The 20152-nt window shown below is 70.9% G+C and carries 22 protein-coding genes; 7 read left to right on the top strand and 15 right to left on the bottom strand.

Annotation, left to right across the window (positions count from 1 at the left end; genetic code table 11):
• Positions 1–20 precede the first annotated feature (20 nt).
• The 9 genes from ACIBD9_RS14730 to ACIBD9_RS14770 are packed head-to-tail and all read right to left on the bottom strand — an operon-like array spanning position 21 to position 9657.
• A complete protein-coding gene (locus ACIBD9_RS14730) occupies positions 21–1325 on the bottom strand; it encodes an enolase C-terminal domain-like protein (RefSeq protein WP_396717738.1) in 1305 nt (434 codons plus the stop codon).
• A complete protein-coding gene (locus ACIBD9_RS14735) occupies positions 1325–2164 on the bottom strand; it encodes a fumarylacetoacetate hydrolase family protein (RefSeq protein WP_396717740.1) in 840 nt (279 codons plus the stop codon). Before ACIBD9_RS14735 ends, ACIBD9_RS14730 begins: the two co-directional genes overlap by 1 nt.
• Complete coding sequence (locus tag ACIBD9_RS14740; protein ID WP_396717742.1) at positions 2161–3003, bottom strand: amidohydrolase family protein; 843 nt, start codon at positions 3001–3003, stop codon at positions 2161–2163. Before ACIBD9_RS14740 ends, ACIBD9_RS14735 begins: the two co-directional genes overlap by 4 nt.
• A complete protein-coding gene (locus ACIBD9_RS14745) occupies positions 3000–3977 on the bottom strand; it encodes an aldo/keto reductase (RefSeq protein WP_396717745.1) in 978 nt (325 codons plus the stop codon). The genes ACIBD9_RS14740 and ACIBD9_RS14745 overlap by 4 nt, the downstream gene beginning before the upstream one ends.
• A complete protein-coding gene (locus ACIBD9_RS14750; RefSeq protein ID WP_396717748.1) occupies positions 3974–5506 on the bottom strand; it encodes a sugar ABC transporter ATP-binding protein in 1533 nt (510 codons plus the stop codon). The genes ACIBD9_RS14745 and ACIBD9_RS14750 overlap by 4 nt, the downstream gene beginning before the upstream one ends.
• Positions 5503–6453 (bottom strand): ABC transporter permease, encoded by a 951-nt coding sequence (locus ACIBD9_RS14755; protein WP_396717750.1) that lies wholly within the window; start codon positions 6451–6453, stop codon positions 5503–5505. The genes ACIBD9_RS14750 and ACIBD9_RS14755 overlap by 4 nt, the downstream gene beginning before the upstream one ends.
• Positions 6450–7523 carry an ABC transporter permease gene (locus ACIBD9_RS14760; protein WP_396717752.1) on the bottom strand — a complete coding sequence of 358 codons (1074 nt, stop codon included), beginning with the start codon at positions 7521–7523 and terminating at the stop codon, positions 6450–6452. The genes ACIBD9_RS14755 and ACIBD9_RS14760 overlap by 4 nt, the downstream gene beginning before the upstream one ends.
• On the bottom strand, positions 7520–8608 hold the full coding sequence (locus ACIBD9_RS14765; RefSeq protein WP_396717754.1) for a mandelate racemase/muconate lactonizing enzyme family protein: 1089 nt from the start codon (positions 8606–8608) through the stop codon (positions 7520–7522). The genes ACIBD9_RS14760 and ACIBD9_RS14765 overlap by 4 nt, the downstream gene beginning before the upstream one ends.
• The gene (locus ACIBD9_RS14770) at positions 8608–9657 is read right to left on the bottom strand and encodes a sugar ABC transporter substrate-binding protein (RefSeq protein ID WP_396717756.1); all 1050 of its coding nucleotides are present in this window, start codon (positions 9655–9657) and stop codon (positions 8608–8610) included. Before ACIBD9_RS14770 ends, ACIBD9_RS14765 begins: the two co-directional genes overlap by 1 nt.
• Before the next feature lie 124 nt (positions 9658–9781).
• On the opposite strand from ACIBD9_RS14770, the gene ACIBD9_RS14775 reads away from it, so the two are divergent.
• Genes ACIBD9_RS14775 through ACIBD9_RS14790 form a run of 4 tightly spaced genes read left to right on the top strand, consistent with a single transcriptional unit; the run spans position 9782 to position 13374 of the window.
• Complete coding sequence (locus tag ACIBD9_RS14775) at positions 9782–10504, top strand: GntR family transcriptional regulator (RefSeq protein ID WP_396717759.1); 723 nt, start codon at positions 9782–9784, stop codon at positions 10502–10504.
• A 28-nt stretch (positions 10505–10532) separates the two neighbouring features.
• Entirely contained in the window at positions 10533–11243 is a 711-nt protein-coding gene (locus ACIBD9_RS14780) for a (Fe-S)-binding protein (protein WP_396717760.1), read from the top strand.
• Positions 11240–12685: a LutB/LldF family L-lactate oxidation iron-sulfur protein gene (locus ACIBD9_RS14785; RefSeq protein WP_396717764.1), complete on the top strand. Its 1446-nt coding sequence runs from the start codon at positions 11240–11242 to the stop codon at positions 12683–12685. The genes ACIBD9_RS14780 and ACIBD9_RS14785 overlap by 4 nt, the downstream gene beginning before the upstream one ends.
• On the top strand, positions 12682–13374 hold the full coding sequence (locus ACIBD9_RS14790; protein WP_396717767.1) for a lactate utilization protein C: 693 nt from the start codon (positions 12682–12684) through the stop codon (positions 13372–13374). The genes ACIBD9_RS14785 and ACIBD9_RS14790 overlap by 4 nt, the downstream gene beginning before the upstream one ends.
• Here ACIBD9_RS14790 and ACIBD9_RS14795 read toward each other — a convergent pair.
• Both ACIBD9_RS14795 and ACIBD9_RS14800 read right to left on the bottom strand, forming a co-directional pair.
• A complete protein-coding gene (locus ACIBD9_RS14795; protein WP_396717769.1) occupies positions 13363–13878 on the bottom strand; it encodes a signal peptidase II in 516 nt (171 codons plus the stop codon). The genes ACIBD9_RS14790 and ACIBD9_RS14795 overlap by 12 nt on opposite strands.
• 95 nt (positions 13879–13973) lie before the next feature.
• On the bottom strand, positions 13974–14741 hold the full coding sequence (locus ACIBD9_RS14800) for a hypothetical protein (protein WP_396717772.1): 768 nt from the start codon (positions 14739–14741) through the stop codon (positions 13974–13976).
• 206 nt (positions 14742–14947) lie between these two features.
• Between ACIBD9_RS14800 and ACIBD9_RS14805 the strand changes: the two genes are divergently transcribed.
• Positions 14948–15475: an ATP-binding cassette domain-containing protein gene (locus ACIBD9_RS14805; protein WP_396718028.1), complete on the top strand. Its 528-nt coding sequence runs from the start codon at positions 14948–14950 to the stop codon at positions 15473–15475.
• 82 nt (positions 15476–15557) lie between these two features.
• Here ACIBD9_RS14805 and ACIBD9_RS14810 read toward each other — a convergent pair whose 3' ends face one another.
• The gene (locus ACIBD9_RS14810; protein ID WP_396717773.1) at positions 15558–16457 is read right to left on the bottom strand and encodes an ABC transporter substrate-binding protein; all 900 of its coding nucleotides are present in this window, start codon (positions 16455–16457) and stop codon (positions 15558–15560) included.
• A gap of 209 nt (positions 16458–16666) precedes the next feature.
• Between ACIBD9_RS14810 and ACIBD9_RS14815 the strand changes: the two genes are divergently transcribed.
• The gene (locus tag ACIBD9_RS14815; RefSeq protein WP_396717775.1) at positions 16667–17026 is read left to right on the top strand and encodes an ankyrin repeat domain-containing protein; all 360 of its coding nucleotides are present in this window, start codon (positions 16667–16669) and stop codon (positions 17024–17026) included.
• A 15-nt stretch (positions 17027–17041) separates the two neighbouring features.
• On the opposite strand, the gene ACIBD9_RS14820 is transcribed toward ACIBD9_RS14815, so the two are convergent.
• Positions 17042–17980, bottom strand: a complete 939-nt coding sequence (locus ACIBD9_RS14820) for a sigma-70 family RNA polymerase sigma factor (protein ID WP_396717778.1) — start codon at positions 17978–17980, stop codon at positions 17042–17044.
• A 263-nt stretch (positions 17981–18243) separates the two neighbouring features.
• On the bottom strand, positions 18244–18417 hold the full coding sequence (locus ACIBD9_RS14825; RefSeq protein ID WP_396717780.1) for a hypothetical protein: 174 nt from the start codon (positions 18415–18417) through the stop codon (positions 18244–18246).
• Between the two features lie 630 nt (positions 18418–19047).
• Here ACIBD9_RS14825 and ACIBD9_RS14830 point away from each other — a divergent pair.
• Entirely contained in the window at positions 19048–19287 is a 240-nt protein-coding gene (locus tag ACIBD9_RS14830; protein ID WP_088948848.1) for a GntR family transcriptional regulator, read from the top strand.
• A gap of 196 nt (positions 19288–19483) precedes the next feature.
• Here the strand turns inward: ACIBD9_RS14830 and ACIBD9_RS14835 are convergent, their stop codons facing one another.
• On the bottom strand, positions 19484–19816 hold the full coding sequence (locus ACIBD9_RS14835; protein WP_396717783.1) for a hypothetical protein: 333 nt from the start codon (positions 19814–19816) through the stop codon (positions 19484–19486).
• Positions 19817–20152 lie beyond the last annotated feature (336 nt).

Raw genomic sequence — 20152 nt, forward strand, 5'->3', positions numbered from 1 at the left:
CCTGAGGTGACGCACCGCCGTCAGACCCATGCCGGCCCGTCGGGGTACGCGTACGTGGCGAGGCTCTCCGGACGCATCGCGGCGGAGAACCCCGGCGCGGCGGGCACCACGTAGTGCCCGTCCTTGATCACCACCGGGTCGAGGAAGTGCTCGTGCAGGTGGTCGACGTACTCGACGACCCGGTCGCGCATCGAGCCGGACACCGCCACGAAGTCGAACATCGACAGGTGCTGCACCAGCTCGCAGAGGCCCACTCCCCCGGCGTGCGGGCAGACCGGCACCCCGTACTTCATTGCCAGCAGCAGGATCGCGACGTTCTCGTTCACGCCACCGACCCGGCACGCGTCGATCTGCACGACGTCGACGGCGTTGGCCTGGAGCAGCTGTTTGAACACGACCCGGTTCGCCACGTGCTCGCCGGTGGCGACCCGGATCGGCCCGCCGTCGGGTGCGCTGGTGGCGAGGGCGGACCGGATCGCCGCGTGGGCGAGCACGTCGTCGGGGCTGGTCGGCTCCTCGATCCACCACGGGTCGTACGGCGCCAGCTCCCGCATCCGGTCGACCGCCTCGGCGACGTCCCAGCGCTGGTTGGCGTCGAGCGCGATCCGGATCCGCGGGCCCACCGCCTCGCGGGCGATCTTCAGGCGGCGCACATCGTCGGCGGCGTCAGCGCCCACCTTCAGCTTGATCTGGGTGAACCCGTCGGCCACGGCCAGCCGGGCCAGCCGGACCACCTTGTCGTCTGAGTAGCCCAGCCAGCCGGGCGACGTGGTGTACGCGGGGTACCCCCGCTCGGTCAGCCGGGCGATCCGGTCGGCCCGGCCCGGCTCGGCGGCGCGCAGGATCTCCAGTGCCTCGTCGGGGGTGAGGGCGTCGGTGAGGTAGCGCCAGTCGACCAGGTCGACGATCTGCTCGGGGCTGAGGTCGGCGAGGTAGCGCCAGACCGGCTTGCCCGCTCTCTTGGCGACGAGGTCCCACATCGCGTTGATCACCGCTGCGGCGGCCAGGTGCATCACGCCCTTCTCCGGGCCGAGCCAGCGCAGCTGCGAGTCCTGGGTGAGCGAGCGGGCGAACGCACCGAGGTCCACGGTGTCCGGATCGAGACCGACCACGTACGGCACCAGCGCGTCGATGGCCGCCCGGCAGACGTCGTTGCCCCGTCCGATGGTGAAGGTGAATCCGTGCCCGTCCGGACCGTCGTCGGTGCTCAGCACCAGGTACGCGGCCGAGTAGTCGGGGTCGGGGTTCATCGCGTCGGAGCCGTCGAGGTCCCGCGAGGTCGGGAACCGGACGTCGTACGTGTCGACGGAGGTGATCACCGCCATCAGGCGTTCCGGAGGGTGCTGCGCTGCCGGCCGAGGCCGTCGATCTCGACCTCCATCACGTCGCCGGCGGCCAGGTACGGGAACCGGCCGGAGAGCGCCACCCCCTGCGGGGTGCCGGTGTTGATGACGTCGCCCGCGTCCAGGACCGTGAACTGGGACAGGTGCCAGACCAGGTACGCCACGTCGAAGATCATGTCCTTGGTGCTGGAGTCCTGGCGGGGTTCGCCGTTGACCCAGGAACGCAGCCGCAGCGCCTGCGGGTCGCCGATCTCGTCGGTGGTGACCAGCCACGGGCCGAGCGGTTGGAACGTCTCGCAGGACTTGCCCTTCGACCACTGGCCGCCGGAGACGGCGAGTTGGAAGTCCCGCTCGGAGACGTCGTTGGACAGCACGTACCCGGCGATGTGCCCGAGGGCGTCGGCCGGCGAGGCGAGGTAGCGGGCCGGCCGGCCGATCACCACCGCCAGCTCCACCTCCCAGTCGGTCTTCGTCGATCCGCGCGGGATCAGGACCTCGTCGTACGGGCCGACGACGGTGTTGGGCGCCTTGTAGAAGATGATCGGGTCGGTCGGTGGCGCGGCACCCGACTCGGCGGCGTGCGCGGCGTAGTTCTGCCCCACGCACAGCACCACCCCGGGCCGGGCGATCGGTGCGCCGACCCGCTGACCGGTGACGTCGATCTCGGGCAGGTCGGTGGCCTCGCGGACCCGCCGGACGCCGTCGCCGGCGAGGAACGCGCCGTCGATGTCGGCGGTGAGCGACGAGAGGTCGTAGTGCCGCCCGTCGACGTACAGCACGGGGCGTTCCCGCCCCACGGGCCCGACGCGCTTGAATCTCACGAACCAACCTCCAGTGCATAGGTACGAATTGCGGTGCCGGCCAGGACGTCTGCCCGCTCGGTGGCGGACAGCTCCCCCAGGCTGGCGTCGAGCGCCGTCCACGCCTCGGCGTACGAGGCGACGAGGTCGCAGACGGGCCAGTCCGAGCCGGCCATCAGCCGGTGCGGGCCGAACAGCTCCAGCGCGGTGTCGACGTACGGCCGGATGTCGGCCACCTGCCACCCGGGGCCGGCCTCGGTGAGCAGACCGGAGAGCTTCGCGACGACGTTGTCGCAACCCGCCAGGTCGCGTACCGCCGTGCGCCACTCGGCGAGGCCGCCGGCGGCGATCCTCGGCTTGCCCAGGTGGTCGAGGACGAAGGTGGTGCCCGGCGTGGCCCGCGCCGCCTCGGCGCAGCTGGGCAGCTGTCCGACGTGGACGACCAGGTCGAAGGTGAGGCCGGCGGCTCCGATCGCCGCGAGGGCGGCGCGCACGTCGGGGCGGGCCAGGTGCCCGGGGTCGGCGACGCCCTGCACCTGGTCTCGGAGCCCGACCAGCTTGGTCGCGCCGGGCAGGTCGCGGTAGTCGGCCAGGGTGGCGGCGATGGCCGGGTCGGTGAGCGACGCCCAGCCGACCACGCCGGCGATCCGGGGCGTGGCGGCGGCGTGGGCCAGGAACTCGGCGGTCTCCCCGGCGTCGCAGCGGCCCGCCTCGACCAGCACGGTCGCCGTCACCCCGGCCGCGTCGAGCCGGGGTACGAGGTCGGCGGTGGTGTAGTCGCGCCGGATAGCCTCCAGGCCCGGTGCGGCGAGCCACGGGTAGTCGGCGGTCCAGAGGTGGTGGTGCGCGTCGATGATCACGGTGTCGGCACCTCGCTCGGCAGCAGACCCTCGGCCTTGAGATCGGCCCACAGCGCGCCGGGCACCTCCCACTCGAACATCGCCACGTTGTCGGCGATCTGCTCCGGGTCCCGGGCGCCGACCACCACGCTGGCGACCGCCGGGTGCCCGAGCGGAAACTGGATCGCCGCGGCCCGCAGCGGTACGCCGTGCCGTTCGCACACCGACCGGATCGCGGTGGCCCGGTCGAGCAGCCCCCGGTCGGCCGGGGCGTAGTCGTAGTGGGCGCCCGGTGCCGGGTCGGCCAGCACGCCCGAGTTGTAGACCCCGGCGGCGATGACCGCGATCCCCTTGGTCTGGCACAGCGGCAGCAGTTCGTCGAGACCGGACTGGTCGAGCAGCGTGTACCGGCCGGCGAGCATGAAGCAGTCGAAGTCGCCGGCGTGGGCCAGCTCGACCAGCGCCGGGGCCTGGTTCATTCCGGCGCTGACCGCGCCGATCTCGCCGGCCTTCCGCAGCTGCGCCAACGCCGGGTACGCCCCGGCGACCGCCTCGGCGAGGTGGTCGTCCGGGTCGTGGATGTGCGCGATGTCGATCCGGTCCAGACCCAACCGGGCCAGGCTCTCCGCGTGGGAGCGGCGTACCCCGGCGGCGGAGAAGTCGAACCGCGGCGCGAGGTCGGTCGGCTCGGCCCAGAACTCCTGCCGGTCCGCACCGCCGGGGACGAGCAGCCGACCCACCTTGGTGGAGAGGGTGAACGCGTCGCGCGGCTTGCCGGCGAGGACCGCCCCGGCGCGCCGCTCGGAGAGGCCGCAGCCGTAGAGCGGGGCGGTGTCGAAGTATCGGAGCCCGAGATCCCAGGCCGCCTGGACGGTGGCGTGGGCGACCTCGTCACCGACGACGTCGAACATTCCACCGATCGGGGCGAGCCCGAGCCCGAGCCGGGTCACCGCCACGTCGGTGCGCCCCAGGGTCACCAGTTCGGTTGCCTTCACGCGACGACCCCCTGCCCGTCATGGATGAACCGGATCACCGACTGACTCATCCGGTCGTAGTCGTGGTCGTTGTCCAGCTCACCAACGATGGCGAACTCCCGCATCACCGCGATCCGGTCGGCGAGGGTGACCATCTCCGGCAGGTCCGACGAGATCAGCAGGATGGCCATTCCCCGCGCGGCCAGGCCGGCGATCAACTCATGGAAGGCCGCCTTGGTGCGCACGTCGATGCCGACGGTGGGCTCGTCGATGATGAGCACGTCGCAGTCGGCCGCCAGCCATTTGGCCAGGCTGACTTTCTGCTGGTTGCCGCCGGAGAGCTGACCGGCGTGCTGGTCGGGCGAGGCGAGGCGGATGCCCAACCGGTCGGCGTACTCGTCGACCAGCGTCCGCTCGGCGCGGTCGCGGACCAGCCCGAGCCGGGCCAGCCGACGCCACACCGTCACCGCGGTGTTGCGGGCCACGGTCTGGTCGAGGAAGAGGCCCTCCTCCTTGCGGTTCTCGGTGACGTAGCCGATCCGGTACCGGTGCAGGGCGTCGCCCACGTCCCGGATCCGGGCCGGACGCCCGTGCACCCGCACCTCGCCGGCGGTGATCCGGTCGAGGCCGAGCAGCGCCTTGGCCAGCTCGCTGCGGCCCGCGCCGACCAGCCCGTACAGGCCGACGATCTCACCGGGGCGGACGGCGAGGCTGACGTCGTGGTGGCCGGCGGTGGTGGCGACGTGGTCGAGGGCCAGCGCCGGTTCGACGTCCGCCGCCACGGTCCGAACGGCGAGGTGCACCTGCTGGTACGCCCGGCCGACCATCAGGTCGACGATCTCCTCGCGGCTGTGGTCGGCGAGAGGTTCCGCCTCGGCGACGCTGCGCCCGTCGCGCAGCACGGTCACCGTGTCGGCGACCGCGAAGACCTCCTCCAGTTTGTGGCTGACCAGCACGGTGGCGTGGCCCCGCTCGGACAGCCGGCGCACGATGCCGTAGAGCCGGTCGGCCTCGTCGTTGGTCAGCGACGCGGTCGGTTCGTCGAGCAACAGCACTGTCGAGTCCGCCGACAGCGCCTTGGCGATCTCCACCAGTTGCAGTTGGGCCACCGACAGCCGTGACACCGGCAGGTCGGGGTCCAGGTCGAGGTCGAGCAGGTCGAGGCAACGGCGGGCCTCGGTACGCAACGCCGCCCGGTCGAGCAGGCCGGCGCGGCGGGGCAGGCGTTGCAGGCAGATGTTCTCGGCGACGCTGAACGCCGGGATCAGGTTCCGCTCCTGGTGCACGACACCGATGCCGGCCCGCTGGGCGTCCTGCGGGTTGCCGAGCTGCACCGTGCGCAGCTCGCCGTCCGGCCCGGGCAGCCGCAGGAGCCCACCGTCCGGCCGGTACACCCCGGTCAGGATCTTGATCAGGGTGCTCTTACCGGCGCCGTTCTCGCCGAGCAGCGCGTGCACGCTGCCGGCGGTCAGGGTCAGCGTCGCCTCGTCCAGGGCGCGTACCCCGGGGAAGGTCTTGACCAGTTTCTCCGCGGACAGCACGACGCTCATCGTGGACCTCCGGAGAGCTTGTCGCGGAACTGCCCGAGCAGCACCGCGCCGAGGACGACCGCGCCGATGATGAGGTCCACCCACCGACGGTTGATGTCGAACTGCGACTGGCTCACGTCGACCAGCCGCACCAGGAACGCCGCGAGCACCGTGCCGGTCACGCTGACCATGCCGCCGGCCAGGGCCACCCCGCCGATGATCGGCGCGGCGAAGCTGGGCAGCAGCAGGTCGTCACCGATCGAGGCGTTCACCGAGCCGAAGGCGGCCACCACGATCACCGCGGCGAAGCCGGCCAGCAGCCCGGACAGGGTGTGGGCCAGCACCAACGCGCGGTCGTTGGAGATGCCCGACAGCCGGGCGGCGAACGGGTTGCCGCCGGAGGCGAGCAGGTGCCGTCCGGGCAGGGTACGCCGGAAGAAGAGGGCGACCGCGACGGCGATCGCGACCGCCAGCAGGAAGACCACCGGTACGCCGGCCAGGGACGCCTGCCCGAACTCGCGCAGGCCGGGCGAGTAGCCCTGGTAGGTGCCGGTGCCGTTCACCCCGTACCGCAGCCCTTCGAGGATGGTCATGGTGGCGAGGGTGACGATGAACCCGTTGATCCGGGTGAAGATCACCAACAGGCCGTTGACCAGTCCGACGACGGCGCCGAGCGCCAGCGCGGCGAGCACCGCGACCGGGGCGGGCAACCCGGCGTCGATCATGAGCCAGCCCGAGGCCACCGCACAGAACCCGGTGAGCACGCCCACCGAGAGGTTCATCTGACCGACGGCGAGCACCACCATCTGGGCCAGGCCGATGACGATCGGCAGGGCGAGGAAGCGCAGGAAGGCGTCCAGGGTGCCGGCGGTGAGCAGGTTGAAGTCGGTGGCGACCGCGAGCGCCGCGAACCCGAGCGCCGCGATCACCGCGAGGGTGAACTCGTTGGTCCGGACCACGCTCCTCATGATGGTGACACCGCCCTTCGCTCGGCGAGCACGGCCCGCAGCCGGTCCAGCGACAGCGCCGCGAGCAGCACGAGTCCGATGTAGAGCTTCAACTCCTCCAGGGAGAACTGGAGCAGGTTGAGGCCCTTGTAGATGACCTGGGTGAGGGTCGCGCCGAGCGCGGTGCCGAGGACGCTGACCGCGCCACCGGCGAGCAGCGTCCCACCGAGCACCGGGGCCAGGAACGACGGCAGCAGGAACGACTCGCCGATGGTGGCGGAGAAGGCGCCGTTGTTGGCGGCGAGCAGGAACCCGGCCAGCGCGGCTAGCAGCCCGCTCAACGCGTGCGCGGCGACGACCCGGCGGTGCGTGGGGATGCCGGACAGCTCGGCGGCGACCGTGTTGGAGCCGGTCATCAGGATCTCCCGGCCCAGTCGGGCGTGCCGGAACAGCAACCCGACACCGAGCGCCGCGGCCACCGCGATCGGCACGACCAGCGGGATCCGGGGCCCGCAGACCTCGCCCATGCAGTAGTCGGCGAAGGTGTCGAAGCGCAGGGCGGAGAGCCCGCTCGGCTGCACCGCGAACGACACCCCGCCGGTCGCCCAGGTGTAGAGGATCGTGACCAGGCCCAGCAGCCCGAAGTCGAGCGCCAGGGTGACCACGAAGGAGTTCACGCCGGTCTTGGCGATGAGCAGTCCGGCAAGCGCCCCGATGCCCGCCCCGACGACGAGACCCACGAGCAGCCCGACCAGCAGCGGTACGCCGAGCCGGTCGTAGGCCAGGCCCATCGCGAAGGTGGACAGCGCGGCCATCCGGCCCACGGCCATGTTCATGTGCCCGAGCGAGAGCACGGCGAGCTGGGCGAGACCGACCACGACGTACACGCTGATGTCGGCCTGTAGCGGTGCCAGGGTGAGCCGGGGGTCGAGGAACGCGGGGGTGAGCGAGGAGAAGAGGACGACCAGCACGGCGATGACGATGAGCAGGCCGAGCCGGGGGTTCGCCCAGACCGGCAGGGCCCGGGCCGGCGGCCTGGGCTCCGCGGCCGGAGGCACCGCCGGCGCCTCCGGCGCTGTTTCCGTCCTCACGCCACTCTCCTGTCCTCGATCGCGTCGCGGTCCCAGTCGATGCCGAGGCCCGGCTCGCCGGGGGCGAGCGCGTGGCCGTCGACGATCGCGATCTCGGTCCGGGTGATCGCGCGCAGTTGCGGGATGTGCTCGACGTAGCGGCTGTTCGGCACGGCCGCGCAGAGACTCACGTGCAGTTCCATGAGGAAGTGCGGGCAGACCACCACGTTGCAGGCCTCGGCCAGGTGCGCCACCTTCAGCCACGGTGTGATGCCGCCGATGCGCGCGACGTCGACCTGGACGACGCCGGCCGCCTGGCGGCGTAGGTACTCGGCGAACTGGCCGATCGAGTACATCGACTCCCCCACCGCGACCGGGATGCTTGTCGCCCGGGCCAGCAGCTCGTGCCCGGCGACGTCGTCGGCGGGCAGCGGCTCCTCGAACCAGGCGAGCTGGTGCGGTTCGAGCAGCCGGGCCCGGCGGATCGCCTCGGCGGCGGTCAGCGACTGGTTGGCGTCGACCATCACGTCGAAGTCGTCGCCGAGCGCCGCCCGGACCGCGCCGATCCGGGCGGCGTCCTCGGCCGGGTTGGGCTTGCCGACCTTCAGCTTGAGGCCGGGCCAGCCGGCCGCCTGGGACGCCTTCGCCCCGGCGACCAGCTCGTCCTCGGTGAGGTGCAGCCAGCCACCCTCCGTGTCGTACAGCGGGATCCGGTCCTTGGCGCCACCGGCGAGCACCCACAGCGGCAGGCCGGCGGCGCGGGCCCGCAGGTCCCACAGCGCGGTGTCGATCGCGGCGAGCGCCAACGAGGTGATGGCCCCGACCGCGGTGGCGCGGGTGGCGGCGTGCAGGTCACGCCAGACCGCCTCCAACCTGGCGGCGTCGCGGCCGACCAGATGCGGCAGCAGGTAGTCGCGCAGCAGCGCGAGCACCGCCGTGCCGCCGGTCCCGATCGTGTACGCGTACCCCGTGCCGTGCCCGCCGTCGGCCGTGCGCACCTCGACGAAGATCGTCTCCTGCTTGAGGAACGCCTGTACCGCGTCGGTGCGGACGGTCTCGACGGGAATGTCGACGAGGTACGCCTCGGCCTTGGTGACGGTCGACATCAGCTGCACTTGAGCAGGTCGCCGTCGAACTTCTTCCGCAGCTCCGCGGTGGTCGCGGAGCGGTCGGCCTCGTAGCCGTCCAGGTTGTCCTTGGTCACCACGAACGAGCCCGAGTCGATGGTCACTCCGGGTTCGGCCATGGTGCAGCCGCCGCTGAGCTTCATCAGGGCGTACGAGCCGACCTGGGCCTGACCGACCGGGTTCTGCAGGATGGTGGCGGCCACCGAGCCGCCGCGCAGCCCGTCGAGGACCGCCGGGTCGTCGTCGATGGCGATGACCTTGATGGGCAGCTTCGACTGGCGGACGCCCTCGGCCGAGGCGACCGCCGGGTTGTAGGCGGTGTTCACGATCGCCTGGATCTGGCGGCCTTTCGCGGCGAGGAGGTCGGCCACGGCCTTCTGCGCGCTCTGTAGGTCCTTGTCGATGTCGGTGACGCTCTGGATCAGGGTCACCTTGCCGCCGGTCTCGGCGACCGCCTTCTCCACGCCCGCGATCCGGCGCTGGGTGTTGGAGTCGACCTTGTTCCCGGTCAGGTGCACCAGGTTGCCCTGACCGCCCATCGCGTCGATGGCGGCCTTGGCACCCTTGTACGCGGCGACCTCCACATCCGTGGAGAGGCAGAAGTCGGCCTTGTTCGCCCCGGCCGGGCAGGAGGCCAGCGAGCCGACGGGGAAGCCCTGCCGCTTGAGGTCCTCGAAGGTGGAGTTGATGTTGTCCGGGGAGACGCCGAAGACGCCGAAGGCGTTGTAGCCCTGCGCGGCCAGGGACTTGAGCACGTCGTTCTGCTTGGTCTGGTCCCAGCCCGCGGTCTCGTTGAAGGTGACGTCGCCGAGCGCGAGTTCGGTCTTGGCCTTGGCCCCGGCGTCCTTCCAGGGCTGGAAGTACGGGTGCGAGCCGCCGGGCACGAGCGCGACCTTGACCTGCGCCGGTTCCCGGCCACCGGCTTCGGCGTCGGTGGTGTCGCTCTTCTTCGTGCAGGCCACAGTGGTCGTGGCGAGGGCCACGATGGTCAGGCCGGAGCCGATTCGGGACAGCATTCTGCGCGACATGTTCGTCTCCTCGGGGGTGGTGGTGGCGAGACGCTGGCGGGGGAACCTATTTCCTATAGGATGTTGCTTTGCTAGTGTGTACTCGCTCACACCGGCACAGTCAAGGGGTTGCTGAGGAGACGAGATGGCCCAGCAGGAACCTCGCGAGGGTCGACTCCGTCCCGCCCGTCGGCTCACCCTCACCGAGGACGTCTACGAGTCGATAAAGACGCTGGTGATGGACCACATCCTTCCCCCCGGCGAGCGGGTCAACATCGACGCGCTCGCCCGGGAGCTGGATGTCTCCCCCACCCCGGTCCGCGAGGCCCTCGCCCGACTGGAGGCCGACGGCCTGGTCCGTAAACGTCCGCTCTCCGGCTACACCACCACGCCACTGCTGAGCCGGGCCGAGTTCGACGACCTGTTCGACGTCCGCCAACTGTTGGAGGGCGACACCGCCGGACGGGCCGCCACGCACGCCTCCGCCGAAGCCCGCCACCGGATCAGCGTCGAGGCGGCGGCGAGCATCGACGTGGAGGCCGGCGACGGATACCGCCGGCACGCCGCGTTCACCGCCCTGGACGCGAAGTTCCACGACCTGATCGCCGAGGCCTCCGGCAGCCCTCTGCTGCGAGACACCATCACGCGGCTGCACTCCCACCTGCACCTGCACCGGCTGTACTTTCCGGTCGCCGGCGCGCCGGACACCAACACCGAGCACCAGCGCATCGCCGCCGCCATCGTCGCTGGCGACGCGGCAGCCGCCACCGAGGCGATGCGCGCCCACCTCACCGCCGCCCGGGAGCGTCACCTGCCCGCCTTCGACCGGCTACCCGCCGCCCCCGGAACACCGCGCGACTCGGCGTGACCCACTCCCACACCTCCGAGGAGCCGCCATGCGGATCGCCCTCTTCATCACCTGCGTCAACGACCTCGCGTTCCCGGCCACCGGCATCGCGGTCACCCGCATCCTGCGGCGACTCGGCCACACCGTCGACTTCCCCGCCGACCAGACCTGTTGCGGGCAGATGCACGCCAACACGGGTTACCGGGCCGAGGCCCTGCCGATGGTGCGCAACTACGTCGACGTCTTCGACTCCTACGACGCCATCGTCGCGCCGTCCGGGTCATGCACCGCGATGATCCGCGACCAGTACCCGAGCCTGCACCCGCCCGCCACCTCGGTGGCCGCCCGCACGTACGAGCTGTCCGAGTTGCTCATCGACGTTCTCGGCGTCACCGACGTGGGCGCCGAGTTCCCGGAGACGGTCACCTACCACCCCACCTGCCACGGCCTGCGGATGCTGCGCCTCGGTGACCGGCCGCTGAGCCTGCTGCGCCAGGTGCGCGGCATCAAGCTGGTCGAGCTGGGCGACGCCGAGGAGTGCTGTGGTTTCGGCGGCACGTTCGCCCTGAAGAACCCGGACGTCTCCACCGCGATGCTCACCGACAAGTGCGCCCGGGTCCGCGACACCGGCGCCCGGGTGCTCGCCGCGGCCGACAACTCCTGCCTGGCGCACATCGGCGGCGGCCTCGACCGCAACCGGTCGGGGGTACGGGCCGTGCACTACGCCGAGATTCTCGCCGAGACGGGAGCCACCTCATGAGCCAACCGGTCGCACCCGCCCCCGGGAGCGGGCGGATCCGCACGCCGTTGCCCTTTCCCACCGCCGCCAAGCCGGCCGTCGCCGACACGCAGCTCCGGGCCAACCTGCACCGGGCCACCCGCACCATCCGGGCCAAGCGAGCCCGGGTCGTTGACGAGGTACCCGACTGGGAGGCCCTGCGGGACGCCGGCTCGGCGATCAAGGCAGACGTCCAACGTCGGTTGCCGGAGTTGCTGGAGCAGTTCGAGGCATCCGCCACCGCTGCCGGCGCCACCGTGCACTGGGCTCGCGACGCGGCCGAGGCGTGCCGGATCGTGGTCGCGTTGACCCGGGCCGCCGGGGCCGACGAGGTCGTGAAGGTCAAGTCGATGGCAACCCAGGAGATCGAGCTCAACGAGGCGCTGGAGGCCGCCGGGATCGCCGCGTACGAGACCGACCTCGCGGAACTGATCGTGCAGCTCGGCGAGGACACCCCCTCGCACATCCTGGTGCCGGCGATCCACTACAACCGGGCCCAGATCCGGGAGATCTTCCAGCGCCGGATGGCCGACGCGCCGGCCGACCTGAGCGACGAACCGGCCGCGCTGGCCGAGGCGGCCCGCGCCCACCTGCGACGACGTTTCCTCTCGGCCCGGGTCGCCGTCTCCGGCGCCAACTTCGCCGTCGCCGACACCGGCACGCTCGTGGTGGTGGAGTCCGAGGGCAACGGTCGCATGTGCCTCACCCTCCCGCAGACGCTGATCAGCGTCGTCGGTGTCGAGAAGCTGCTGCCGACCTTCACCGACCTGGAGGTCTTCCTGCAACTGCTGCCGCGGTCCTCGACCGGCGAACGGATGAACCCGTACACCTCGCTGTGGACCGGCGTCACCCCCGGCGACGGCCCACAGGACGTGCACGTCGTCCTTGTCGACAATGGCCGCTCCGCGGTGCTCGCCGACCCGGTCGGGCGGCCGGCGCTGTCCTGCATCCGCTGCTCCGCGTGCCTCAACGTCTGCCCGGTGTACGAGCGGGCCGGCGGGCACGCGTACGGCTCGGTGTATCCGGGGCCGATCGGGGCGATCCTGTCGCCGCAGCTGACCGGCGTGGCCGACAACGCCTCGCTGCCGTACGCCTCGACCCTCTGCGGCGCCTGCTACGACGTGTGCCCCGTGAAGATCAACATTCCGGAGATCCTGGTCCACCTGCGCCAGCAGGCCCCGCACCCGCCAGCCGAACGGGCCGCCATGCGCGTCCTGTCCTGGGTGATGCGCAGCCCTCGACGCTGGGCCACCGCCCTGCGCCTGGCCCGGGCCGGCGCGGGGCCGCTCGGGGCGTACCGTGAACGGCGCACCGGCGCCCGGACGCTGCGGCGACTGCCCTGGCCCGCCTCGGCGTGGACCCGGTCGCGAGACCTGCCGCTGCCCGCGCCACAGACCTTCCGGGAATGGTGGGGAAAGCAGTGAGCGCACGCGACGAGATCCTGGCGCGGCTGCGGACGGCCCTGGCCGACAGCCCGCCGCCGGTGGAGGTGCCCCGCCGATACCGCCGAGTCGACGACCGCCCCGACCTGATCGGAACCCTGGTCGACCGCCTGGAGGACTACCGCGCGGTCGTCCACCACGGCATCGACGCCCTGCCCCGGCTGCTCAGCGAGATCGACCGGCTCGCCGTCCCCACCGACGTCCCCGCCCACTGGCTGGCCGGCTACGCCGGGCAGCTGCACCGCGACGCGCCCCCGCTGTCGCCGGCCGCGCTCGACGACCTGGACGCCGTCCTGACCGGCTGCGCCGTCGCGGTCGCCGACACGGGCACCATCATCCTCGACGCCGGCCCGGCACAGGGGCGACGCGCGCTCACCCTGGTGCCCGACCGGCACATCTGCGTCGTCCGCACCGACCAGGTCGTCGGCCTGCTGCCGCAGGCGCTGACCCGACTGGACCCGCGCGCGCCGCAGACCTGGATCTCCGGCCCGTCCGCGACCAGCGACATCGAGCTCAACCGCGTCGAGGGAGTGCACGGCCCACGCCGGCTGGAGATCGTCCTGGTCGGCCCCGACGACGGAGTCGTCCTTGTCGGCCCCGACGACGGAGTCGTCCTTGTCGGCTCCGACGAAGTCGTCCCAGGCGGCCCGGCGGGCAGCTCAGGCGCCTGACGACGACACCTGCTCGCCACTGCGGCTCTCGCCCGGGTCGGCCGTCGCGTGCAGCGGAGTGCCGCGCACGTTGAGCAGCATGACGATGCCCACGCCGACCACCAGGGCGATGTCGGCGACGTTGCCGACGAAGAACCCGGCGTAGTCGATGAAGTCCACCACGTGCCCGCGGGCGAACCCCGGCTCCCGGAAGAGGCGGTCCAGCAGGTGCGTCGCCGCGCCGCCGAGCACCAGGCCCAACGCCACCGCCCAGGCACGCGAGGTGACCCGCCGCGCCACGACCGTCACCGCGACCACCGCCGCCGCCGCGAACACCGCGAAGATCCAGGTGTACGCGGAGCCGATCGAGAAGGCGGCACCAGGGTTGTACACGAGTCGCAGTTGCAGCAGGTCACCGAGGATCGAGATGGTCTGCCCGTCGGAGAGCGTGGACTCGGCCCAGTACTTGGTGAGCTGATCCGCGGCGAGCACCACAGCAGCGATCAACACGACAGCGCGGAACATCCGGGAACCCTAGCCGGTCACCGGTGACCGTCACCACCGACGGATGGCGGCTGGCAGCAGTGCCCGGCGGAAGCGACACGGGCGACGGCTCGCGGTCATGTCGCGGCCCGCCGTCGCCGCAGTCGCCACGACAGCAGCAGCGCGCCAACGACGACCAGCACGGCAGCACCGCCGAGGGCGGCGAGCCGGACGGTGGCGCTGCCTCCACTGTTGGAGCTGCGTCCACTGGTGGAACTGCCCGCCGCCGGCGCGCCGTCGAGGGCCCAGTCGTGGGAGTCCTCACCCGCGCCGTATTCCGCGCGTTGTCCGGTGGGGCCGGTGGCCGTCGCACGGTACGCGGGGTTGAGGTCGGTGAGCGTCCGCACCGCGACGGTGACCGTGTCGACCGGCCCGGGGCAGGTGTAGTCGACGGTGGCGCCGGCCCTCGCCAGCGCCTTCGACTCGGCGACCACGCCGAGGCAGCGACGCCCGCCGTCGGCCACCGTGATCCGCTCGAGCAGGTACGCGGAGAACCGCTCGGACGATGCGAGCACCGCGGGATCGGTCGTGCGGTAGTCGACGGCACCGTCGAGCAGGACGCGGTCCGGCGGTAGCAGGCCGAGCGAGACGCCGAGTAGCGTCAGGTCGTCCGGGCCGCCGACGCGCCACCGCACCCGTACGACCTCCGGCCGCTGGTCGTCGCGCGCGATGGACACGGTCTGCGGGTCGCCGGACGGGTGCGCCACCGCCAGCGGCGGCAGGGCCGTGACGGACGCGGTGACGGCGAGCGCCGCCAGTGGGAGGACGGTCACCGCGCTTCGTCGACGACGTCGGTGCAGGGACACGAAGCGCTCCGGGATCGCGGCGGCAGGAATCGCGCCCACACTGCCGTAGGCGCGAGAACGTGCAGCTCCGGATGGGTGTTCGGCACCAGACCGCAACGTGAACAGCTGTTGATCAACCACCTGATGCCGGCAAGTGGTAATTGCCAAGAGTGGCAACTGTGTCACCGTGACGATCAACGGTTCCGGCGCTGCGCCCACCCGACCAACGATTCCTCCCCACACCAGAGGAGCCCTCTGTGGCCCGGATGCGTCCGACCTTCCGACGCCTCGTGGCGTCGACCGCGGCGGCAGGGATGCTCGTCGACGCCGTCCGGTACGCCGTTCCGGTCGCCCTACGGACCCGCGTCGCCGCCCTCTTCCAGAGCCCGCGCGCCGCCGCCGATCCTCGCCTGAGCCTCACCGATCTGATCGCCGAACCGCTGCGCGCCACCCGGACGCCCGAGTCGGCGGTCCGGGAACGGGTTGCCGAACTCGCCGACCTCGTCGGTCTCACAGCGGATCTGCGCAGCCGGCGTCCCCACGCGGTGTCCGACGGGCAACTGCAACGCGCCTGCCTCGCGCGGGCCCTCGTACACCGCCCCGACTACTTGCTCTGCGACGAGGCCACCGCGATGCTCGACGCCTCGACCCAGGCGCACGTCGCCGCCGTCATCCGCGACTACCAGCGGACCCAGCAGGCCGGGGTTCTGGTCATCACCCACGACCAGACCCTGCTGGACCGCTGGAGCGACCGGATCGTCGACCTGGCTGGCACAGTGGGGGCACGCGCCTGACCCTCGGTGCGGTGGTTGCGAATGCCGGGGCAACGGGCGATCGGCATCGGAGGTCCGCGTCCGCCACTCGGGCGCGGCAGCGTCAGCCGACGTCGAGGGGCACCCGCCGAGCGCGGGGGTCCGGACGGCCGGCGAGGATGGCGGCGAGGATCTCCGCGCCGTCGACGACCCTCGGGCCGGGGCGGTTGAAGTAGGCAGGCCCGTCGACCACCCACACCTGCCCCTGACGGACCGCGGGCAGGTCCGCCCAAGCGGGTTGCGCGGTCGCCACGGACAACTCGTCGACGGTTCGCTCAGGCGTGAACCCGCACGGCCCGAACACCACCACCTCGGGCGCCAGGTCCGCGACCACCGACCACAGCTGCGGGATGCTGTGCGCGCCCGGCCCGAGCAGCAGAGACCGCCCGCCCGCGTAGGTGATCTGCTCCGGCACCCAGTGCCCGCCAGGCATCAACGGGTCAAGCCACTCGACGAACAGCACCGTCGGCGCGCCGGCCACCGGCCCCGGCAACGCGGCGAGGCGACGCTCGGCGTCGGCTCGGATCTCCGCCGCCCTGCCTCCGGTGCCGGTCAGCGCGGCCACGGCATCGACAGTGTCCAGGATCCCGCCGATGGTCCTCGCCTCCAGGGACATCACCCTGGTGTCGAGATCGATCAGACCAACCGCGTCGTTGACCCGCTGGTAGGAGACCGCACACACGTCGCACAGATCCTGGGTCAGAATCAGATCCGGCTTCAACCCCTCCAGCATGGCGACGTCGAGCTGGTACAACGACGATCCTCGGTGCGCGTCACCGGCGATCGCCGCCGAGATCTCCCGGCTCGTCAAGGTCTCAGGCAGGGACGTCGCGGTCACCGCCGGGATGTCGGCCAGAACCCCCGGCGGCCAGTCACACTCGTGGGTACGGCCGACCAGTTGCCCGGTCAGGCCAAGCATGGCCACGATGTCCGTGGCCGCCGGCAGCAGGGAGACGATTCGCACGCCAGCCTGCCTACCAGGCGCGACCGAGCCACGTCCACTCTCCGACAGCTCGTACACGGCCGGCCGCCGACGGGCGTTTCATCAGGCGTGGTGCTGCCACCATGGCTGTCGACAGCCTCGCGTCTGGCTTCGTTCGAGTACCTCGCCCTGTCACATCGGCTCGTCGTCTGGGCTCATAAGCACGAGTGCACACACGCGAGGAGGACACAATGCAGTTTGAAGAAGCCGCCGAGGCCGCCGACGAAGCGACGATGCGGTCGATGCTGTCCGCCGACCCTGGGCTGTGCGATCGGCACGCCGACCTGGTTACGCGGATGGCCGAGGCGCGCAACTGGTCAACGGTCCGGCTGCTCATCGAACTTGGCTTCGGCGTCAACGGTGTCACCGCCGCCGGCGCCAGCGCCTTGCACTATGCGGCGGCAGCGGGTGAGCTGTCGATCGTGCGCCTGCTGGTCGAGCACGGTGCCGACCACACCGCCCGCGAACCTGGGTTCAACGCGCAGCCGGCGGGCTGGGCGCAGTACTTCAAGAAGCGGGAAACCCAGAAATATCTCGAGTCCCTGGCCTGATGCTGCGCCGCCCGGTCACGAGGCATCAGACCCACAGCTCGTGGAAGTGGGGTTCGGCATCCACCCCATTGGTCGCTCCGCCTGGTTCAGGAGGACGGACGCGAGGCGGCGGACGCGGTCGGGGTCGCGGACAACGTCGATCCTGACGATCTTGTCGCCCGCGACAGTGAATGCCATGACAGAAAACGGCTGCCCGTCGCGGGTGATCAACGTTCCGATCGCGCCGTTGACCAGGGCGGGGCGCAGCTGGCCACCGCGTGGGGCACGCGCCTGCTTGGCCACGGCCGCCGCGCCGCGAACGACGGTCGCCGGCCTGGCGGTGCCGAAGTCGGTGCGCAGGACGACGTCGGGGTCGAGAGCCTGCACGAGGGCGTCGAAGTCACCGGTCCACGCAGCCGCGTAGAAGGCACGGACGACCTGCCGCTGGCGCGCTAGATCCGGATCGGGTGAAGGGATCTCGGCACCGTGCAGCCGGCGCCGTGCCCGGCTGGCGAGTTGTCGCGCGGCGGCCGGGGTGCGGCCCGCGATGCCGGCGATCTCCTCGAAGGGCAGGTCGAACATGTCGTGCAGCACGAACGCCAACCGCTCAGCAGGAGTGAGCTGGTCGAGCACGACGAGCAGGGCCAAGCTCACCGAGTCGGCCAGCAACGCCTCCTGCTCGGGGTCGAGGTCCCCGTCCGGAATGACAACCAGGTCGGGCAGGTGCGTGGCGAACGGATCCTCCCGGCGGCGTCGGCGAGAGCGCAACATGTGCAGGCACTCCCGGGCGACGACAGTGGTCAACCACCCGCCGAGGTTGTCGATCTGATCCGCGTCGAACCGGCTCAGCCGTAGCCAGGCATCCTGAACAGCGTCGTCCGCGTCAGCCAGCGAACCGAGCATTCGATAAGCCACCGCCCGCAGCCGGGGTCGGTGCTGCTCGAAGCGCGCGGCCAACCACTCATTCTCGTCCATCGGTCACACCATCCCATCGCCAAGGCTCACAGAGATGAACCCTCAGGCACAGCGAACGTGACACCGCCAAACCCGGGAAGCGGCCTCTAACTTGCGCAAATTGAGAGTGAGCGATGCTGGCACCGAACCAGCGACCCCTTCGGTGTGAACTCTCGGCAAGCCGGTCGGGTCGGGCTTGATGCGAGGTCAGACGGTCCGCTGAAGCGCCTCTCGGGCCGGCTTGGCTGGCACGGTTGCTGTACTTCGGTGCTGTACTGCTGGCATCAGACAAGGCGCTGTATCCGGACCTTGGGGCGCTCGTTCCTGAGATGTCCGTACTTGTGCTGGCGGACCTGCTCGTCCCAGACCTCCTGGTCGTAGTCCGGGTCCGGCGGGATCCACTTGTGGGAGCCGTCGCTGTAGTGGAACTTCTCGTCACCCGGCCGCAGGATGCTCATCGGGTCCAACCGAGGAAGCGGTAATGCAGGTGGCCGGCGGGAACGTGGGCCAGGTCCTGGGCGGCGTTGACGAGCTGGGCGGCCAGGTAGAGGGCGAGTGACACTGGGGCTCGGTCATACTCGGCTCGCAACTCTTGGCGCCGGGTCTGGCATGGCCACTCCCCCGCACAGCCGCCGCACGTCCAGGCCGGCTTGATCGGGTGGTGAGTTGTCACTGCGGGCCGTCCTGGCTGGGCCAGTGGCCGCGGTTGATCGGGATGCGGTGGCGGCTTCGGCATGGCAGCTCGCCTCCGCAGCGGCAGATGCGCCGCCAGTGTCGCCAGGACCAGACCGGCTGGTGACGGCGAGCCAGAGTCAGCGCCACCGCCAGCACGTACTCGTCGTACGAGACTCGCTTCACCGGCTCGCCTCGGCCGCCTGCGCCAGGGTCCACCCTGCCCTTGTCGAAGGGAGCACTGCCGTCTCCTTGATCCGGAGCAATCTGGAGGCGTGGATGCCCGAACGCGGGGGACGCGCCGAACATCCACGCCGACGAGGACGGCCCACAGCGCCAACCGAGGGAATCGACCTCCTCGGCAACCTCCCATAGGTACCGTTGGGTAGTCAAGGGCTGACGTAGGTGGTCTACTCGTGTTGCCAACCGAGGAGAACCACGTGCCACCGCGTTACCGCTACGAGCAGATTGCCGACGACCTCGCCGAACGCATCGCGTCAGGCGAGTTCCAGCCCGGCTCCAAGCTGCCCAGCCGGCGAGAGCTGATCGAGCACTACGGGGTCACCGAGCCGGTAATCGACCGTGCCATGCAGGTACTACGGATCAAAGGGATGACCGAAACGCTACCCGGCGTTGGCGTCTTCGTCGCTGAATAGATCTCTCGCAGAGCCGGCCGCCACGCCCGCGACATCTCGCTTACAAGCTCTGTTCATCTCGTCCAGCGGTGTCCGTCTGCGTCTGTGACGTCGGGCGACTGCCCGCGCCCGGTCACTGCCGGCTGTCCTCGTCCGGGGCGGTTGCTGTCGCCGTTGCTGTCGACAGCACCAGGACGACCGCCTAGGAGCAGAGGAGTCAGGGAGGGCTCTCTTCCTGCCCGGCCTCCAATCGGTCTGCCCGACTGTGAAGCTCCGCAGCTATGGCGTCCCAGTCGGGACCGAAAGCATGTAGATCGCTGGCCGCCACACGCAACAGTTCGACATCCTCCGGCCGTTGAAGGCAGGCCAGCCGGAACGCGAGGTTTCGCGCCCAGACCGGAAGACCTATCCAGTCCTCCTCCAGCGTCACCTCCAGCATCGCCACGATCTCGTCAGCCGATGCGAAGGTCACCACCTCGACATACGCACTGGCAACTCTCTCGCTGTACTCCCGACCGGCGAGCAACCGGGCCAACTCAAGCAGCGACATGCACTCCGGTGCGAAGGGCTCGGCGGCAGGGGACTTCTCGGGCCGAGCCCTAGTACCCCTATCCAGCAACGCCCGCAGCCAACCCGTCCTATTCACGACTTAGAAGCTAACCCTCCCCGCCTGGCGAACCCGTCACGGCGGACGCCCGGCGGCGGCTGGACGCAGGTGAGTTGAAGCGGAACTTAGACTCCCTCTCGCCTGACCTGCTGCGGCCTGGTCGACGCGCTGGTCACGTTCGCTCCTGAACTCACGGCGTTGATGGCTGGTTGCCGACGTTTCACGCTGTCTTGTGCCCCGTGTGTACCCCCGAGGACTCCTTGACCCCCAGGCAACAAC

Source organism: Micromonospora sp. NPDC050784 (assembly GCF_044456765.1).
GTDB classification, from domain to species: Bacteria; Actinomycetota; Actinomycetes; order Mycobacteriales; family Micromonosporaceae; genus Micromonospora; species Micromonospora foliorum.